General features: G+C 33.3%; 18 protein-coding genes. 5 read left to right on the plus strand and 13 right to left on the minus strand.

The features are described 5' to 3' along the window. Nucleotides 1-23: 23 nt before the first annotated feature. From HZR23_RS04210 to yabQ, 5 genes are all read right to left on the minus strand, one after another. A complete protein-coding gene (locus tag HZR23_RS04210; RefSeq protein ID WP_132849056.1) occupies nt 24-1073 on the minus strand; it encodes a DUF7309 domain-containing protein in 1050 nt (349 codons plus the stop codon). 74 nt (nt 1074-1147) lie between these two features. Beyond that, entirely contained in the window at nt 1148-3535 is a 2388-nt protein-coding gene (gene spoIIE / locus HZR23_RS04215; RefSeq protein WP_132849055.1) for a stage II sporulation protein E, read from the minus strand. A gap of 350 nt (nt 3536-3885) precedes the next feature. Next, nucleotides 3886-4320, minus strand: coding sequence for a S1 domain-containing RNA-binding protein (locus HZR23_RS04220; RefSeq protein ID WP_132849054.1), 435 nt, complete (start codon nt 4318-4320; stop codon nt 3886-3888). A gap of 123 nt (nt 4321-4443) precedes the next feature. Beyond that, nucleotides 4444-4737, minus strand: coding sequence for an FtsB family cell division protein (locus tag HZR23_RS04225; RefSeq protein WP_132849053.1), 294 nt, complete (start codon nt 4735-4737; stop codon nt 4444-4446). A 31-nt stretch (nt 4738-4768) separates the two neighbouring features. After that, entirely contained in the window at nt 4769-5281 is a 513-nt protein-coding gene (yabQ, locus tag HZR23_RS04230) for a spore cortex biosynthesis protein YabQ (protein WP_132849052.1), read from the minus strand. A 378-nt stretch (nt 5282-5659) separates the two neighbouring features. On the opposite strand from yabQ, the gene HZR23_RS16860 reads away from it, so the two are divergent. The 5 genes from HZR23_RS16860 (at nt 5660) to HZR23_RS16880 (ending at nt 7060) form a co-directional block, all read left to right on the plus strand. After that, nucleotides 5660-5875 (plus strand): hypothetical protein, encoded by a 216-nt coding sequence (locus HZR23_RS16860; RefSeq protein WP_249536655.1) that lies wholly within the window; start codon nt 5660-5662, stop codon nt 5873-5875. A 17-nt stretch (nt 5876-5892) separates the two neighbouring features. After that, nucleotides 5893-6084 (plus strand): hypothetical protein, encoded by a 192-nt coding sequence (locus HZR23_RS16865; RefSeq protein WP_249536743.1) that lies wholly within the window; start codon nt 5893-5895, stop codon nt 6082-6084. A 214-nt stretch (nt 6085-6298) separates the two neighbouring features. After that, nucleotides 6299-6466, plus strand: coding sequence for a hypothetical protein (locus HZR23_RS16870; protein WP_249536744.1), 168 nt, complete (start codon nt 6299-6301; stop codon nt 6464-6466). Nucleotides 6467-6477: 11 nt separating this feature from the next. Next, a complete protein-coding gene (locus HZR23_RS16875) occupies nt 6478-6771 on the plus strand; it encodes a hypothetical protein (protein WP_249536735.1) in 294 nt (97 codons plus the stop codon). Nucleotides 6772-6913: 142 nt separating this feature from the next. After that, a complete protein-coding gene (locus HZR23_RS16880) occupies nt 6914-7060 on the plus strand; it encodes a hypothetical protein (RefSeq protein WP_249536745.1) in 147 nt (48 codons plus the stop codon). A 546-nt stretch (nt 7061-7606) separates the two neighbouring features. On the opposite strand, the gene yabP is transcribed toward HZR23_RS16880, so the two are convergent. From yabP to mfd, 8 genes are all read right to left on the minus strand, one after another. Further along, the gene (gene yabP, locus HZR23_RS04240; RefSeq protein ID WP_132849781.1) at nt 7607-7897 is read right to left on the minus strand and encodes a sporulation protein YabP; all 291 of its coding nucleotides are present in this window, start codon (nt 7895-7897) and stop codon (nt 7607-7609) included. Nucleotides 7898-7955: 58 nt separating this feature from the next. Next, entirely contained in the window at nt 7956-8936 is a 981-nt protein-coding gene (locus HZR23_RS04245; protein WP_132849780.1) for a SpoIID/LytB domain-containing protein, read from the minus strand. A gap of 65 nt (nt 8937-9001) precedes the next feature. Next, nucleotides 9002-9244, minus strand: a complete 243-nt coding sequence (locus HZR23_RS04250) for an RNA-binding S4 domain-containing protein (RefSeq protein ID WP_132849779.1) — start codon at nt 9242-9244, stop codon at nt 9002-9004. Between the two features lie 73 nt (nt 9245-9317). Then, on the minus strand, nt 9318-9596 hold the full coding sequence (locus HZR23_RS04255; protein WP_132849778.1) for an HU family DNA-binding protein: 279 nt from the start codon (nt 9594-9596) through the stop codon (nt 9318-9320). Between the two features lie 163 nt (nt 9597-9759). Continuing rightward, nucleotides 9760-11367: a putative polysaccharide biosynthesis protein gene (locus HZR23_RS04260; protein ID WP_132849777.1), complete on the minus strand. Its 1608-nt coding sequence runs from the start codon at nt 11365-11367 to the stop codon at nt 9760-9762. Between the two features lie 98 nt (nt 11368-11465). Further along, a complete protein-coding gene (gene spoVT, locus HZR23_RS04265; RefSeq protein WP_132849776.1) occupies nt 11466-12017 on the minus strand; it encodes a stage V sporulation protein T in 552 nt (183 codons plus the stop codon). A 139-nt stretch (nt 12018-12156) separates the two neighbouring features. Then, on the minus strand, nt 12157-13119 hold the full coding sequence (locus tag HZR23_RS04270; RefSeq protein WP_132849775.1) for a peptidylprolyl isomerase: 963 nt from the start codon (nt 13117-13119) through the stop codon (nt 12157-12159). 53 nt (nt 13120-13172) lie between these two features. Beyond that, a complete protein-coding gene (gene mfd / locus HZR23_RS04275; RefSeq protein ID WP_132849774.1) occupies nt 13173-16679 on the minus strand; it encodes a transcription-repair coupling factor in 3507 nt (1168 codons plus the stop codon). Nucleotides 16680-16696 lie beyond the last annotated feature (17 nt).

A 16696-nucleotide genomic window follows, 5' to 3' on the forward strand; every position in this document is an offset into this window, starting at 1 on the left:
TAAAAGCACTCATATGAGTGCTTTTAGCCTTTATACTCCACTAATTTTTTATTAACTAATAGCTTAAAATAATCCTGTTTAATAATTGGGATTAGATTAAGCTTCGTAGTAGGCCTCAATATAACATTTAATCCTCTAAAAAGCTCTTCCTGACTTATTAACAGATAAATATTTGACATTGTTATTTTACTTGGTATTTCTTTGTTTTTATCTATAAAAGATAAAATGAAGCTTTGAAATTCCTCTATCATATTATTTGGATGGGCCGTATGCGAACCAATAATTACTCCCTTTTCTACATCAGCAATTAACAGTATTGCTGGATAATATGGGTTTTCCCCACCATCTGGTATAAAACTATAGAAAAAATCAATCTCCCATGACTTATTGGTTACACTTGAAATACTCTTTAACCTATTTAGATCGAAATCATTATAAAGCTTAGGAATTACTCTATCCTTATGTAAATCCGCTAGAATATCTTCATATATATCAACTACTACCTCTTTGAAATTATTATTACTATCATATTCCCTTACATAGCATTTATTCTTCTTTACTAGGCCAGTCTTATCCTTATTAATTTTTAAATAAAGACAACAATCCTTCACTGCTTTTATAGCATCAGTCATTAAAAATAGTTCCTCTGTTGTTAAGCCTCTAGGAACAAAACCCGGCTCTAAATATTCAAATTTTGGCCATTGGTTTTTACCCCTGAATATAACTTCTGATAGCTTAATTAGTTCATAATCATCCTTAGAAATAGCCTTCCTATCTTCAAAGGTTAGTCTTATGCATTTTTTAATATATATTTTTTCTTCCTCTAAATCATATCTTTTACTTACTAATTTGAAATAGCTTTCTATACCATGAGCACCCTCATACAGTTCAATCCCATAGGCTTCCTTATTCTTGCCTAATACAGAACAGAATAGTATACCTTTCTGGTTAGGAAGTTTAATTCCAAACACCTCATTTTCTTCTATCCATTCCGATGGCTTAATTTTATTTAATCCTTTAGCTGCTTCAAATAGTTCTATAGCCTCTTCCTTAGTAAATTCCCTTGTTTTCACTAAGTACACCCCTTTAATTTAAGTTTCTAATGACACTAGTTCATATCTTACCACAATTTTAAAAAAACCGCCAATCAATTGGCGGTTTTCCATATTTTCGTTACCATAACTGTCATATCATCATGAGGCTCATTTCCTGTGAATTGTAAGGCTTTCTTTAAAATTTCATCTGCCAAAAATTGAGGGTTCCTTGTATCACAATTACTTAGTAGATTTATAAACCATTCTTCCCCTTCTCCCTTATTTACCTCTAAAATACCATCAGATACCATTACAACAAAGTCTCCATCATCCACCTTTTTACTAGATAGCTCTATATCAATATCCTGAACTATTCCCACTGGTAGAGTAGAGGATATAATTCTCTCAATTGATCCATCTTTTCTTTTAATAAATGATGGTGCAGTCCCAATTTTTATAAAATCTATATTCCCTTTATGTAAATCTACTAAGGCTAAATCAACCGTAGAAAACATTTCTTTTGAAGACTTCAAAATTAACATAGAGTTAATTGTCTTTATAGTCATTTCTTTATCAAAGCCGGCTTCCATCATCTTTTCAAGCATAGTTATAGTTGCACTTGATTGCCTATACGCCTTCTCTCCGGTTCCCATACCATCGCTTATAGCCATCATATATTGATTGTCTCCAATATTAATGTATGAGTAACTATCCCCTGAAAATCTATTTCCCCCTTTACTTATTTCAGCAACTTTAGTTGTAGCCTCAAAAACATTAGCCTCAACTAATGTAAATCTGCATCCAGCCTTATCCTCCACTTGGCAGCCTTTAGATTTTCTAACTAAATTAGTTCCTAAGGCTTTAGAAATTACCGGAATATATCTTTCAGTACAGCTCTCCCTATTAAAGCAGGGCTTTTTCTCTAAAATAATTTCTAATGTACCACTTTCACTATTTGTTACCATTAGTTTTTTAACAGCCAACCCAGCCTGGTCTAAGGCTACATACAGAGTATCTTCCAACTCCGTATCAAAGGTTATATTTTCATTTATACGATTAGCTAAAGCACTTAAAGTTTGGGACACTCCTTTTAGCTGCTCTCCAACAAGCTTTCGTCCTTCCCCCATCCTTTTTTTCCAGGTAATATTAAGGTGGTTTAGCTCATAAAGATGGACCATCTTTTGTATAATACTATTTGGCCTAATACACTGTTTTTGCATTTCCTTCGGTAAAGATGAAAATTCTATAAATCCCTGGGTTTCTATCATTACTAGTAAATCTCTCATCCTTTGAAATGTACTATTAAAGTTTCTATCCCAACAATTTCTTTTCATCCCACAGGTAGAGCAGGAGTGATTTGCGACCTCTTCTATTAATCTCGATAATTCCTCTTGGTTAAAACCCTCTTCCTCATCAATAATTTCTTCAAAGGTTGCAGAAAGTTCGTTATATGTCATTGCAAAGCTATGTATTCTATCATGTAGTAAATCTTTTATTCTTTCACTATAGGTTCTGTCAGAGTAGAGCTTTCCAGCCACTGGATTGCAAAATCTTGATATATACTCCATCCACCCCATGGGTATAAATAGAAATAGTACAAATGCTACAAATATTTCTCTCAGTTGGATGAACACTTCATAATATCCATTAATATAGAATGTTAATATTACATTACCTAGTATAAATCCAATGGCAGAGCCTATTTTACCTAGTTCCTTAAAGGTACCGGATAGTAGTCCTGAAAATCCGTAAATTCCAATTATAACTGGTGGGATCTTACCAAATGTCATACTAGAAATTAAACCTAAAATTATACCCACAGAAGCCCCTACAGCTGCTCCACCGTTATAAGCGAATAGCATAGTAATTAGTATGCCAGCCACATTTTTAATAGAAATACCAACTATACTTACTTCATTGATGCCTGCTAAACATAGGGCAGTAATAATTGCTGAACAAATTATTTCCTCTGTTGATAATATTTTTCTATTTGTTTTTTGAAGAGAAATAGGTATAGCGTAGTTCGATATTACGACTGTAACAAAAATTACAGTACCCTCGAAACAGGTCATTAATAAATCATATATATAAAATGTTTTAAACAAGGCAAATATGGTCATTACAGTAATGTGCGTTAGTGCACTTAAAAAAGCCAGCTTCATTACTTTCGTTTTTCGCATATCAAATACATGATACAACAATAAATATATAATGCCAATAGATATAGCATATGGTATGCTATGATTTATCCCTCTAACTGAAACTATGCCCAGTAGTGCCAAGGGACCTGCTAATGCAAGGCTTTTATCTTTAAATAATAGGGTAGCATAAAACCCTATTCCAAAAGGGTTAAGGTTTTGTAATAATGCTACTCTACTCATTAGAAAAGCTACTGAATGCAAAAGAAGAAGATTCTTGTTTTTAATAAAAATAAATTGCCTATTCTCTTTTTTTGGCTCCTGCCGTTCCTTGAATGTTAATACCGTTGATCTGCTCGGCATTTTAATCCCCCCTATTAAATTGTTGTAAAGAGTGTAAGGCTATTTTATCAAGGTAGCTTAGATTTTTTTGTCATAGATAGGGGACAACTATTTAAAAATTTTTGACAAATATACAGGTTTATTAGACAATAACATGCAAATATATACCTACTTACTAATATATTTTATTAATTTAGAAAGTTTTATATAAAAATACCTATGTTTTTTGACGACTAATGCTACTCTTTGATGAACGTTTTTAATCATAATTATGTTTAAAAAACATATATACTATTTTTATAATTTAAAATAAATAATACAAAAAATAATAAAACCGGGAATTATATATCCCGGCTTGAATTTACATATTACTAAACATTCTTTTTATTAGCATGACCATTACTTCTACGGCCACCGCCACCACTAGCTTTATTTTTATTTCTTATAACTTGCATCTTTTCTTCGCTATCCTTCATAAATCTGCTCATTTTGTCTTCAAAAGAACCACCATGACTGTTGTTGCCTAGGCTTCCCCAATCAACTTCTGTCGGCTTAGTCGACTTCTTTTTAGGTAGAGCTGCCTGTCTAATGGATAGACTTATTTTACCGTCAGGATTAATTGAAAGTACTTTTACTTTCACCTTTTGCTTATCTTGTAAGTACTCTCTAATGTTTTTTACGTAATCATCTGCAACCTCTGAGATGTGAACTAAACCAGTTTTACCTTCTCCTAGTTCAACAAAAGCTCCAAAGTTTGTTATTCCTGACACAGTGCCTTCGACTATAACTCCTACTTCTAATGGCATAAAGCTACAATTCTCCTCCTTGATCGATTATTCATCGAAAATTATATATTTATGTTAATGATTCACAATACTTGTATTATACCATACCCCTTATTAAAGGTACATACTCTTTTTGTATATTCTTTATCGGGGAGATATGTCTTTAATAACTATTTCACCTTCTCCAATCATATTTAATTGTTCCCTAGCTACCTTCTCTATATATTCATCACTTTCACCTAATTCTAATATTCCATTTAATCTATCTAGCTCTTTTTGGGCCTTCTCAATTTCTTCAACAAAAATCTTCTTTCTTGCTTCCAAAGTAGTTATTTCATTTTGCTGTTGATATAGTGTATATCCAAAATAGGAGACTAAAAAGGCAATAGCAAAAACTGTTATAAACTTTTTACGTTTTCTTCTTTTGTTATTAGCCAATTTTAATTCCTCCTAATATTAAGTATGTGGGTTATTTTTTAGTGAAATATACTTTAATATTTTTCTTCGTATTAACAAAAGCCCTTTTCGGCAACCCTATAATTCTCTTTGACTTATAGTATACAGGCTTTGTTCTTTTTTTACAATAAGAATAAGGTCCCTCTAATAGACATAATCCTACACGAAAAGGATATTTTATTAACTGCCACAAATCCAAAATAAATCTTCTAGTCAATTGTACAATATATATAATGGTTCTAGTAACCAAGGCACTCAGTATATGATAGTACATAAATGCTCCTAGTATAAAGCCTAAAAAGTTATAGAATCTTATTATTCCATCATTGCTAATAATTAAAACATAAAATGCGACTAAAGAAATAATTACCCAAAAAATTAAATCCTGAAGTAAGGTTGCAATTTTTTTCGGATTAAAGATTAGTCTCACTATTTTATAAAGATCATATATAAATCCTATTAAAATTCCGCCATATACTGATGCTAATAAAATGTATGCCTCTTGCGAAAGACTATACATCTGCATGTCCCCACCACCTTATATAATAATAAAATGCCAACTAAAAATAGCCTTTTAACTATTATATGAGGGGAAAGAAATTATGTTACAAAAACAATTATTTATTTACTTGCTTTTAAAAATAAACAAAAAAATGCTATGGACATTTACTCCATAGCTATTTAAACATTTTTCCTAATAAACCAGAACCCTGACTTTAGAAGATATTATGCCCATTAAATTTAATAGGAATCTCTGAGGATTGCTAATGAAGCGGTTTTCAGAGATCTTTTTATTTGTAAAATTTTAATATATTTTGTCCTGTTATTTCCTATTATTTTCTTTCCATTTATACTTAAAAATGGTATAATAGGAATATAAATAATTATTCAGGGGGAACAGGTTATGTACGTTGCAATAACAGGTTCAGGAAAGGCTCGTGTAATTCAATTTAGAGAAGATACTCGCATTCCGGGAACTAATCGCAAGAAAACTCATGTTGTAAAAACTATTGGCAACTATGAACGTATGCTTGCAGAAGATCCAGATATTATTGCAAAATTAAAAGCCGAAGCAAATTTGAAATTACTAAGGCAAAGAAAACTTCTACTGCACCTTTAGCTCTTGAAGTACCCGTTATGGATATTTTGTCTCCTACTGATGTTGTTCCTTCCTATAACTTCGGTCATGCACTAATCAACCAACTATGGAGTAATATGGCCCTTGATAACTTCTTTGAAGTTAGTTCTGGAAAGCGCAATGCAAAGACTGTGGCCCAAGCACTTTATTATTTAATTGCTCATCGCCTGCGCACACCCATCAAGCATTAATCTAGCGGCTTCAGAGCAAAAACGTTATCTTTGGAGTACCAATTCTGGGAAACGATATATTTTATGATGTTTTAGACGTTCTTGCCGACCAAAAAGAATTTGTGGTAGCCCATTTAGCAGACTTTTTCAAAAGAAAACGAACCGAAAAGAGTCTGAAGCTTACTATGATGTAACGACATATTCCTTCGAAAGTACCAAATGGGGCGAACTTAGAATGTTTGGATTTTCAAAAGATCATAAAAATAATGAAGTTCAAGTAGTAATGGGGCTTTTGATGGATAATAACGGCATTCCAATAACATTTGAGCTTTTTCCAGGGAACACAATGGACCAAAATACTTTAGTACAATCTGTTGAAAAACTAAAAAGTTATATGGGTTAGAGAAGATTACCGTGGTAGCAGATAGAGGACTTAATAGTGGAAGTAACTTAGAATACCTTATCAAAGGTGGACAAGACTTTGTAATTAGTTATACTTTGAAACGTTCTAAAGAACGATTCAAAGAAATGGTTTGGGATGAAAGTAACTGGAATAACACTACAGATCCAATGAGTGGTGAAATCATATATCGCAGTAAGGTTGTTAATCAAAATATAGAAGTTAAAGTTCCTCTAAAAGAAGATGAAATTTCAGAAATTGGCAAACGGGGTAGGCCTAAAAATATAGAATTGAAGAAATACCAGTAAAGATTCATCTGACATGGTCGTCTAAACGCGCTAAAAAAGATAACCAAGATAGAGAAAGAATGCTTGAAAAATTAAAAAAGAAATTGGATAAGCCATACCAATTAAAAGCGGCTCAAGAAGAGGATGTAATCAATATCTTGAAATGGAATTAGATACAGAGGGCTGGAAATTAGATGAAAATAAAATAAATGAAGCATCACGCTATGATGGTTATTATGCAATAATAACAAACAACCTAGAGTTAAGTACAGAAGAAGTAATGAAAATATACGGGGACTTTGGAAAATAGAAGAAAGCTTTCGTATATTAAAGACAGACCTAAGAGCTCGTCCAGTATTCGTGTGGAGTGATAATCATATTAAAGGGCATTTTACAATGTGCTTTCTATGTTTATGTATTTTACGATATATGCAATACCTTTTATCAAGTGAACAAGGTAGGCAGGTGTCAGTGGCTGAAATTATGGAAGCGATAAGAGAACCACTAGTCTTGGTTCAAGGCAAGTTTCCAAAAGTTGTTGTCACACCTACACGAATTTCTCAATCTTATCTTGTCTTAGCTGAGATACTAAAATTATCTACACTAAAAAGTAATATGACATTAACGAAGTTCAGAGCTTGCACAAAACTTGATTTATCAGTAAATCTTAAATAATAGGACAAGTATAAAGCGGTATAAATGTTTATATATTAACGTTTATACCGTTTTATTCGCCTCTAAGTTCTAAACTCAGGAACTATTATATGAGGGGAAAGAAATTATGTTACAAAAACAATTATTTATTTACTTGCTTTTAAAAATAAACAAAAAAATGCTATGGACATTTACTCCATAGCTATTTAAACATTTTTCCTAATAAACCAGAACTTTTTGCAGAAAAGCTTTCTCTGTCACTATATACTAGAGAATATACTCTTCCAGTTATAGTAACATTCCCGTCATCTAAGTTAAGCTTTTTAACATCAAGCTCCTGTCCTTTTATTGTGAGTATCCCTCCGGATGTAACCATGACTATTATTTCACTGTTAAAGCTCTCAACACTTTCTACTCCGGATAAATTAATCTTCTCTCGATTATCTAGGGCCAAACTATGTTTAAGTTGTCTTTCTACTTTACGTTCCTCCAAAATAACACCTCCCTATCACCACATTTTATGAACGGAAGGTGTTAAATAGAACCACAGTTTATTCCCAAAGCTTGACTATTTCAATATCTTTAAAGTAATGCTTTACAATTTCTTCGGCACTTCTACCATCTTGAGCCATCTGGAATGCACCCCACTGACTCATGCCTACACCATGACCATATCCAACGCCTTTAAAAGTTACTTGGTCACCTTCTACATTAACTGACTCTAATTTCATGGATTTCAGCTTAGTACTATCTAAAGCAAGTCTAAAGGATGGTGCAGAAACTTCTGCATTTCCTATACGTAATCTTGTTGCTCTACCGGAAGGACCTGTTTCAAGTATCTCTATATCATTAAAATCTCCTGGTTCTTGACCAGCATTTCTTACGGCCTCAACTACTTCAGCCTTAGTGAAGGTTGCAGTCCAATTAGAATCTTCCTCTGGGGCTTCTGGAGAATCCGGAGACTCAACTACTTGTATATATGGGGGTTCTTCACCTTCGTGTTCAATTCCTTCTTTTGCCGTTGCAGTTTGCCAGCCAGCATGGGCATGGAACCAAGCCTTAACATATTTGCCATCATATACTGCTACTTGACCTCTAGTCTCTTGAACCGCCTGCTTTATTAAATCATTGATTTCCTCCGCATTCCAAGCTTGTGCCTCTTGAATATCAGTAGATACATGGGCCCCTTCGTATTTGGACTGACCCTTTTCTGTTACAAATTCCATAACAAAGGTTCTTGCTAATATAGCCTGAGCCTTTAAAGCTTCCAAAGGAAAATTGTTTCTCATTTCACCGGCTAAAACTCCGTTTAAATATTCCTCAAAAGCCATTTCCTTTATTTCACCAGTTTCTACTAAGTATACATTAACCCTTGGCTCTTGTCCCTCTCCCTGACTTATACCCTCAGGTATTGGGGGTTTCTCTACTGCTTGTCTTTCCCCCTCTGGTCTTGGACTCGGTCTACAGCCAGTTAAAATAAGGAAAGTAATTAGTAGTAATATAAAAAACTTATTAAATTTATATTTGTGCATGGAAATCCTCCTTTTTCTAGATTTGTTAATATTATTTGACAAAAAGGATTTCCTATACAGTATAATCAATCTAAAATTTTAAACATTTCCTTAGCCTCATCTTTTTTAACATGCTCCGTTATACTTAATATTTCTGCCTTTACACTTTTATCCCCAAATCGGATTTCTATTATATCCCCTACCTTAACCTCTGTTCCAGGTTTTGCTACTTTGTCATTAATGAAAACTCTCTCACTTTCACAAGCTTCCTTAGCTATTGTTCTTCTTTTAATTAATCGTGATACTTTTAAATATTTATCTAAACGCATTTACCTCTCTCCTTATACTATAAAACAATAAAAATCAGGACACCAGGCCTGATTCTTATTAAATATAAGTGTATTAGTCATTTATTTTTTCTTTTAAAGTTTTTCCTGCTTTAAATACAGGTGCTTTTGATGCAGGGATTTCGATTACTTGCTCTGGGTTTCTTGGATTTCTTCCTTGTCTTGGTTTTCTTTCTCTTACTTCAAAAGTTCCGAATCCTACTAATTGTACTTTTTCTCCTACTTCTAAAGCCCCTTCAACGCTTTCCATAAAAGCGTTTAATGCTGCTTCCGCATCTTTTTTTGTTAATCCGCTTTTCTCAGCCATCTTTGATACTAAGTCCGCTTTGTTCATAAGTAAAATACCTCCTTAAAATTAGAATACGTATAGTCATATTCTCTGTAGATTTGTAAATTCCTTCTTTTCAAGCAATTTTATTTTTAATATTGCCAAATTCTCTTCAATATTATTCATATTATAGTATTTTCTTAAAAAAATGTCAATATATGCATTAAGTTTAAGCCTTTTTCATCAATTTAATCTTAGTTAATAGACTAATAATTTTTTCACCCTTAGGTAAAACATCTAAATCTTCTTTTGTAATTGTACTTGTTCTTAGTAGCATTATGCCGTAAGTTGCTGCCCCTATACCTATTGCTATTATAGTTGAGAGAGAATTGCCTAGAAAAGGAACTAGCTGCCTATATACTACTATTACTATAATTCCCATCGTAACCCCTGATAATACAGGTTTTAAGAAAAAGTCTTTTATTCCAAAGGTTACACCGGTTGCTTTTTTAACAGATAATAGATTTAACATGTATGCAATAAAATACGCAAAGACAGTCCCAACCGCTGCACCCTTAACATTTATATGTGGTATTCCAGTTAAAACATAGGTTATTACTAATTTAAAGCCGGCTCCAATAAACAGGTTGACTACCGGCACATGGGGCTTGCCTAGACCTTGAAGAACCCCTGTTAAGGACTGTATTTGTGTTAAAAATACAACCGCGAAGGATAGAAATAATAAAACCTGTCCAGGATTTCCTGGCTCATCTGGGAACAATAAAGTCATTATAGGTGTTGCTAAGGTAGCTAAGCCAATTGCAGCAGGCAGTCCGACTAATAGTGACAGTTTTACTGCTGATTGTGCATTGTCATTAATAGTGTCTAAATCCTTTCTCTCCGCAGCCTCTGCTACGACAGGCACCACACTAATGGCTATTGCCACTGTTATTACCTGTGGTAAATTAATTAGTGTATTTGCCATCCCTGAAAGCTGTCCAAATAGTCTTGTAGCTTCACTGGCAGTAAATCCTATATCCTGCAATCTTCTTAAAACTATAAATGTATCTAGCATATTAATTAAGGGCATTACTGCTGCACCTAGAGATATTGGTATAGAAATTTTTAAAATGTTTCTAATTATTTCCTTAGTCGTTTGCTCCTCAAATTGACTATGTTCTACACCGACTGGTACTAAACTCCCTTTACTTCTCTTATAGATATAAGCTATGGCTAGTAGTCCTGCAGCCCCTCCTACTGCAGCTCCAAAGGAAGCCCCTGCAGCAGCAAACCTTATATCCAGTCTTTTTAACAAATAAAGGGCTAAGGCAATTCCTATAACTACCCGTACAAACTGTTCTACTACTTGGGATATTGCTGTTGGAGTCATATTTTTTGTACCTTGGAAATACCCTCTAAAGGACGCAAGCAGACATAGAAAAAACAATGCTGGTGCCATTGCTAGTACGGCATAATAAGCATTGGGACTTTTAAAAACATTATCTACTAGGTACCTAGTCATTACAGCTATAATAAGGGATCCCACAATACCTAGGCCAAGTAACAAATAGAAAGAAGTCTTAAATATTTTATGGGCACCTTTATAATCTTGGCTTGCCCTTTTCTCTGATACTAATTTAGAAATGGCCGTTGGGAGTCCAGCTACTGTAAACGCCATTAAAAAGTTAAATACTGTGTATCCTACTTGATAATATCCGATTCCTTCTCCACCAAGATATCTACCTAGGGGTATTCTAAAGAACGCTCCCATAATTTTAATAATAATACCAGCGGCACCTAAAATAAATGCCCCTTTAAGAAAATTATCCTTTTTCATTCAATACTGCCTCCACTTCATTAAACTACAATCCTGCTCCATTATATCAAAATACTTTTAAAAAAAATAGCCCCGAAAGACTCGGAGCCATATCTAAGCTATTGTTCCATTTGTTTTGATAAGAATGAAGCGGCTGTGGCTGCTATTTTCTTTTCAACTTCACCCATAGTAGTCCCTTTTTCCTTAGAACATATTATAACTGCCCCAATAGGGTCTCCATGTGTAACAATGGGTGCTATTACTTGAGCTGAATATTTGTTTTCATCGCTTTCGTCCGATGTTAATGTAACTATTTTATCACCTTTATTAAGTACACTTACTTCTCTTTCTTCCATTAGCCTTTCTAATTGTTTACTAACCCTTTTATCAATATATTCTTTTTTTGAATTACCTGCTACTGCAATAATAGTATCTCTATCTGTTATAATTGCAAGATTCCCTAATGACTCATAAAGCGACTCAACATATTCAGTGGCAAATTCGCTTAGTTCCCCAATTGGAGAATATTTTTTTAGTATAACTTCTCCTTCTCGGTCAGTGAAAATTTCAAGAGGGTCACCTTCTCTTATTCTTAAAGTTCTTCTAATCTCTTTAGGAATAACAACTCGCCCTAAATCATCAATACGTCTAACAATTCCTGTTGCTTTCACTATGTTTCCCTCCTACATAAAGTAAAATTTTAGTGTAATCATAGTATTTTACCAAGGGTTATTTTTTATTCATTGAGAAAATTTTTAGTTATTGGAATAATTTTAAAAAAAGTAACGAAGGTCAAAGCCTTCGCTACTTTTATAGTTTCTCACTTTTAATTATTTTTGAATTCTCTTGAAGCTCCTGTAGATGTTTTTCAAAGGCTATAGATCTTAATTCATCCATAATATATTGTTTTTCTTCTTCAAATGGAATTTCATCTACAATTCTATCTTCTAATAGCACCAAATGATATCCAAATCTTGATTGAATAATATCACTTAGTTGTCCAACTTCCAGCTTAAATACTGGCTCTTCAAATTCAGGTACCATACGTCCTCTACTAAAGTAGTCTAAATCTCCACCAACTTCTTTAGTACCATCTTCACCATATTGTTTAGCTAAAGCTGCAAAGTCTTCGCCATTTTTTAATCTTTCTAAAAGCTCTTTAGCTAATTCCTCATCACTTATTAGAATGTGTCTTGCCCTAACTTGTTCATTTTTATACAATTCTATATTAGTTTCATAATGTTCTCTTGCGTCTTCTTCACTTACTTCAATGCTATAAAAATATTCATTTGCATAAAACTCAGTAATTAAGCTTTTTCGTATAATTACATTTTTAATAAAATCTTCATCTAAGCCATTTTCCTGAAGTACTTGTAGAAAATCTTCATCCTCACCTAACATCGATAAGAACGTTTCATAACTACTCATTACTTCTTCTTCAGTTATTTCAACATTTTTCTTAACAGCCTGTTGTATTACTAATTCATCCATAATCATTTGATCTAGCACATTCTGTTTTAATAGATCAAGAAGAGTAACCCCATCTACTACTTCATTTAAAATGCCTGGTCCTAGTTGTGCCTCGTAGCTCAGTTTTTGCAATGCAACCATTTTATTAAACTCATCTATAGAAATAACAGTATTATTTACAACTGCAATAGCCCCATCTGGAAGCTTAGCTGAAGCCTTTTCTGAAGTACAGGCTGCTAGAACAGTTATCATAACCATAATAATTGCCATAGCCAAAGCAAATTTTCTTTTGATTGTATTCACTTTTTCCCCTCCTTACTATTTTTAAACCTTACTCACCATTATACCTAACCTTACTACCTTTGCATACCACTAATTTTTTCTATAATGTCTTTTAATTCCTGTAGAATCACATAATGGTCTAATGTTTTAATCGTATATACAAAATATGGTTGTTCCGTAGCGTGGAAGGTCAGTCTAAACTTATACTTATTTAAAACCTCTGATATATATTCTAAAGGTACCTTACTTAAATCTTTAAAGCTAATAGTTATATCCTTATCCTTTTGAGATATAGTTTGAACCCTAATACTCTGAGCAGTAGCCTTAATATATGATATTAGTAGAAGATTTCTTGCACTTGAAGGAATTTCACCAAATCTATCCTCAATCTCCTCTTCTATATCATACATATCCTGTAGACTTCTAATTAGGGCTATCTTCTTATATATTTCAATCTTATGGTTCTGATTTTTAATATATTTAGCTGAAATATATGCATCTACATTTATTTCAATAACTGTATCCTCATATCGTTCAATTTTTTCACCCTTAAGCTCCGCCATAGTTTCTTCCAGTAGCTTAACATATAAGTCATAGCCTATAGCTGCCATATGTCCATGCTGCTCTCCCCCTAAAAGATTTCCAGAACCCCTTATTTCTAAATCTCTCATTGCAATTTTAAAGCCTGATCCAAACTCAGTAAATTCCTTTATCGCCTTTAACCTTTTTTCTGCAGTCTCAGATAAAATTTTATCCTTTTCAAAAAGTAAATAGGCATAGCTTTGACGGTTTGATCTACCTACCCTACCCCTTAACTGATAAAGTTGCGAAAGACCTAGCCTATCTGCATCATGTATAACTATTGTATTTACATTAGGAATATCTAATCCCGTCTCAATTATAGTTGTGCTAACTAAAACATCATATTCCCCATGGTAAAAATCTAACATAAGCTTTTCAAGCTCTCTTTCACTCATTTGACCATGACCAACTGCAACTTTTAATTGAGGTATTAAATCCATTAGGTGACTAGCCACCCTATGTATTCCTTGCACTCTATTAAATACATAAAAAACCTGTCCACCTCTATTTACTTCTCTAGTTATAGCATCTATTATTAATGCCTCATTATATGGAGAAACATAGGTTTGAACCGGATATCTTTCCTCTGGAGGATCTTCAATAACACTCATATCCCTAATACCTACTAAGGACATGTGCAATGTTCTTGGTATTGGAGTTGCGGTTAAGGTTAAAACATCAATAGATTGCTTCAGCTGCTTTAATACTTCCTTATGCTTTACTCCAAATCTCTGCTCCTCATCTACAATTAATAGACCTAAATTTTTGAACTTCAAATCCTTAGATAATATACGATGGGTACCAATAATTATATCTACTTGGTTTTCCTTTGCATCCTCTAAAATTTGCTTCTGCTGAGTAGGGGTTTTAAATCTACTTAACATTTCTACCCTAACAGGAAATTCACTAAATCTTTGTCTAAAGTTGTTGTAGTGCTGCTGAGCTAAAATTGTTGTTGGAACCAAAAATGCTACCTGTTTTCCATCCATTACACATTTAAATGCAGCCCTTATGGCAACCTCTGTTTTTCCATATCCTACGTCACCACAAAGTAGCCTATCCATAGGTCTATCGGATTCCATGTCCCGTTTTACATCCTCTATAGATTTAAGTTGGTCCGGTGTTTCCTCATAAGGAAACATATATTCAAATTGCCTTTGCCAATCCGTATCCTCGGAAAAGGCATAGCCTTTCATCTTTTGTCTCTGGGCATATAGCTTTAAAAGGTCTTCGGCCATATCTACAATAGCCTTTTTAACTTTAACCTTTGTTTTAGCCCATTCTGTTCCTCCTAACTTATTAAGCTTAGGGGCCTTCTCCTCAGAGCCAATATATTTTTGAATCAAATCCATTTGATCCGTAGGGACATAGAGATTGTCCTGGCCTGCATAACTTATCTTTAAATAATCCTTCTTAACTCCCTCAACCCTTAATTGATCAATTCCTTCATATTTTCCAATTCCGTGGCCTTCATGTACTACATAGTCTCCTACCTTTAAATCTATAAATGACTTTATAGGCGAGGTATTTTTAATCTTCTTTGCCTGTTTTTTACGTTTATGAACTCCAAATATCTCATAATCTGTGAATACTATAAATTTTTGTTCTACATATTCAAAGCCCTTATTAATATTTCCTAGCACTATATTTACTACATTAGGATCTATTTCTTCATCATTTACAATATATTTTGCTCTAATACCCGCAGCCCTAACTTCCTCTAATATGCTTAAAGCACGCTCCTTAGTGCCTAAAAGTATAACTATACTATATTTTCTTTTAACTAGTTGACCTAGCTCCTCAGTAAATATATCAATTTTCCCGTGAAACATTTGAGTAGGTCTAGTTAAAATCTGAAATATTCTTTTATATGCAATAGGCATGTTTTGAGGCAATAAACTAAGAAGTACTAGTGAGTGTTTTTCATAGCTCTCTAAAATATCCTCATAAGAGAATAGCACTTCCCCTTGCTTTGGTAGTACTTCACCAATCTCCAGTAAATTTTTAAAGTTCTCTCTAAAATTTTCAATACTATCATTAGCTATTTGCTTTAAACGATTAGGTTCATCTAACAGAACTGTAGCGTCATGATTCATATAATGTAATAAATTACTGCCCTTAGAATCTACATAGGGATAAAAAATCTCCATTCCCTTAAAACTAGCTGAATTTTCAATTTTTTCAATGTAATATTTTATTTTCTTTTCTAAATTTTCTTTCTTCTCTGGGGTTAAGCCCTTCACTCTTTTTGCTAGCTCTTTATTAATCTCTTCAATTATTTTTGTCTTATCCTTAGGTTCTATTATGGATTGAGACATAGGATAAACTTTTGCATCAGAAGCCTTGCTTATGGATTTTTGAGTACCTACCTCAAAAAATCTAATAGAATCTATTTCATCATCAAATAACTCTATTCTTATTGGGTTTTCTTCAGTTGAGGGATATATATCAACAATTCCTCCGCGCACACTAAACTGCCCTCTAGTTTCCACCATCTCAGAAGGCTCATATCCTTGAATAACGAAGGTTTCTAAAATCTCGTCCAAATTAATTTTATCCCCTACCTTAAAACTTAACTGATATTTATTATATAGTCCAGGTTGAGGTAGTTTTAATAAAAGAGCATCTATTGTTGTAACTACTACATAGGGCTCCTTACTTAACAATTTTTCTATAGTTTTTATTCTTTCCTCATTACTATCCTCAGTAATTGTTTCGATGTTATAGAACATCAAATCTTTTTTAGGGAAAAATAAAACATTGTCTTTAAAATAATACTTTAAATCCTCATAAATCTGCCTAGCTTCCATCTCCGTATAAGTTATAATACAAATTTGTTTTTTTATATCTTCAAATAAGCCATAGGCTAGGTGTGCCTTTTGGCCCTCCAGCAAACCTTGTATTACAATGGGCCCGCCTTTACTTTCAATTCCTCTAATTAGAGTTTCGTAAAAGCCCGCCTGCCTTATAGGATTTAATAGTACATTTTGTTGAAACATAAACACCATCCGTTCAG

Origin of the sequence: Serpentinicella alkaliphila (assembly GCF_018141405.1) — a bacterium.
GTDB lineage: Bacteria > Bacillota > Clostridia > Peptostreptococcales > Natronincolaceae > Serpentinicella > Serpentinicella alkaliphila.

What these genes read in the sequence shown, in the direction of transcription:
- spoIIE (WP_132849055.1), bottom strand. Translation starts at nt 3,535, where the DNA reads ATGCCGAGCAGATCAACGGTATTAACATTCAAGGAACGGCAGGAGCCA.
- HZR23_RS04220 (WP_132849054.1), bottom strand. Translation starts at nt 4,320, where the DNA reads ATGCCATTAGAAGTAGGAGTTATAGTCGAAGGCACTGTGTCAGGAATA.
- yabQ (WP_132849052.1), bottom strand. Translation starts at nt 5,281, where the DNA reads ATGCAGATGTATAGTCTTTCGCAAGAGGCATACATTTTATTAGCATCA.
- HZR23_RS16860 (WP_249536655.1), top strand. Translation starts at nt 5,660, where the DNA reads ATGTACGTTGCAATAACAGGTTCAGGAAAGGCTCGTGTAATTCAATTT.
- HZR23_RS16865 (WP_249536743.1), top strand. Translation starts at nt 5,893, where the DNA reads ATGGATATTTTGTCTCCTACTGATGTTGTTCCTTCCTATAACTTCGGT.
- HZR23_RS16870 (WP_249536744.1), top strand. Translation starts at nt 6,299, where the DNA reads ATGTTTGGATTTTCAAAAGATCATAAAAATAATGAAGTTCAAGTAGTA.
- HZR23_RS16880 (WP_249536745.1), top strand. Translation starts at nt 6,914, where the DNA reads ATGGAATTAGATACAGAGGGCTGGAAATTAGATGAAAATAAAATAAAT.
- HZR23_RS04245 (WP_132849780.1), bottom strand. Translation starts at nt 8,936, where the DNA reads ATGCACAAATATAAATTTAATAAGTTTTTTATATTACTACTAATTACT.
- HZR23_RS04250 (WP_132849779.1), bottom strand. Translation starts at nt 9,244, where the DNA reads ATGCGTTTAGATAAATATTTAAAAGTATCACGATTAATTAAAAGAAGA.
- HZR23_RS04255 (WP_132849778.1), bottom strand. Translation starts at nt 9,596, where the DNA reads ATGAACAAAGCGGACTTAGTATCAAAGATGGCTGAGAAAAGCGGATTA.
- HZR23_RS04260 (WP_132849777.1), bottom strand. Translation starts at nt 11,367, where the DNA reads ATGAAAAAGGATAATTTTCTTAAAGGGGCATTTATTTTAGGTGCCGCT.
- mfd (WP_132849774.1), bottom strand. Translation starts at nt 16,679, where the DNA reads ATGTTTCAACAAAATGTACTATTAAATCCTATAAGGCAGGCGGGCTTT.